Raw genomic sequence first — 1,142 nt, 5'->3', positions numbered from 1 at the left:
GGTCAGCCGCAGGGTGCCGAGGTCGGGGCGCATCGCGAAGTCGCCGTAGCCGGTGGCCCAGGAGGAGAAGGCGTAGCCGTCCACGGTGTTCAGGTCGACGTCGACGGCCAGCAGGTAGTCGCAGGCCTCGGCGCCGTGCTCGGCGACCTCGTCGAGGAAGAACCGGGCGGCGAAGCGCTTGCCCTGGAGGCGGCCCTGCATGTCGGTGAAGGCGAGCGCGACGGTGTGCACCTCGCCGGAGTCCACCAGGGTGCGCAGCCCGTCCAGGGTCAGCGGCGGCCGGGCCGGCGAGCCGGCGGCGGCCTGTTCGGGCAGTTCGGACATGCCGAACCCTCCTCCTCGATCACTCTTCGAGATCAAGCGGTCACAGCGAACCGTACGGCCTGCGACTCGCGGGGCGGAAGAGGGCGGGTGGGTGTCGGGTGCCCGTGGCGCGCCGACGCGCGTGGCTGACGGTGGATCAGGTGCTCCGGGGGGAGAATGCGCGCCATGGATCGCAGGCCTTTGATCGGCGTCAGCACCTACCTGGTGGACGCGAGTTGGAGCGATTGGCGGGGCCGCCGGGTGGCCCTGCTGCCCGAGCGGTACACCGCGCAGGTCCGGGACTCGGGCGGGATCGCGGTCCTGCTGCCGCCGGACGTCCCGGAGCGCACCCCGGAGGTGCTGGCCCGGCTGGACGGCCTGGTGATCGCGGGCGGGCCGGACATCGACCCGGCGTACTACGGGCAGCCGGCCCATCCGGCGACCGAGATCGAGTCGCCGGAGCGGGACGCCTGGGAGGTCGCGCTGCTGCGGTCGGCGCTGGCGGCGGGGATGCCGCTGCTGGCGGTCTGCCGGGGCATGCAGATCCTGAACGTGGTGTGCGGCGGGACGCTGGTGCAGCACCTGCCGGACGTGGTGCCGGTGGACGTGCACGGCGGCTCGCCCGGGCTCTACGGCTCGCACCCGGTGCGGCCGGTGCCGGGGACGCTGCTGGGCGGGCTGCTGCCGGAGAGCGAGCTGGAGGTGCCGACCTTCCACCACCAGGCCGTCGACCGGCTGGGGGCCGGCCTGCGGGTGAGCGCCCACGCGCCGGACGGGACGGTGGAGGCGGTGGAGGGTCCGGGGTTCACGCTCGGGGTGCAGTGGCATCCGGAGCAGGG

Annotated in this window: 1 protein-coding gene and 1 pseudogene; one reads left to right on the top strand and one right to left on the bottom strand. The window is 74.2% G+C overall.

Features of this window, described 5'->3' with window-relative positions:
* Positions 1-324: pseudogene (locus tag ACIQOV_RS42345) on the bottom strand (hypothetical protein); the annotation flags it as partial.
* A 165-nt stretch (positions 325-489) separates the two neighbouring features.
* On the opposite strand from ACIQOV_RS42345, the gene ACIQOV_RS42340 reads away from it, so the two are divergent.
* Positions 490-1,142, top strand: a 653-nt coding sequence (locus ACIQOV_RS42340) for a gamma-glutamyl-gamma-aminobutyrate hydrolase family protein (RefSeq protein WP_401056590.1), incomplete at its 3' end; no start/stop codon positions are given.

It is taken from the genome of Kitasatospora sp. NPDC091257 (assembly GCF_044757675.1).
Lineage (GTDB): Bacteria > Actinomycetota > Actinomycetes > Streptomycetales > Streptomycetaceae > Kitasatospora > Kitasatospora lactacystinica.
The sequence above is the reverse complement of the archived record's forward strand: the minus strand, read 5'-3'. Positions and strand labels throughout refer to the sequence as shown.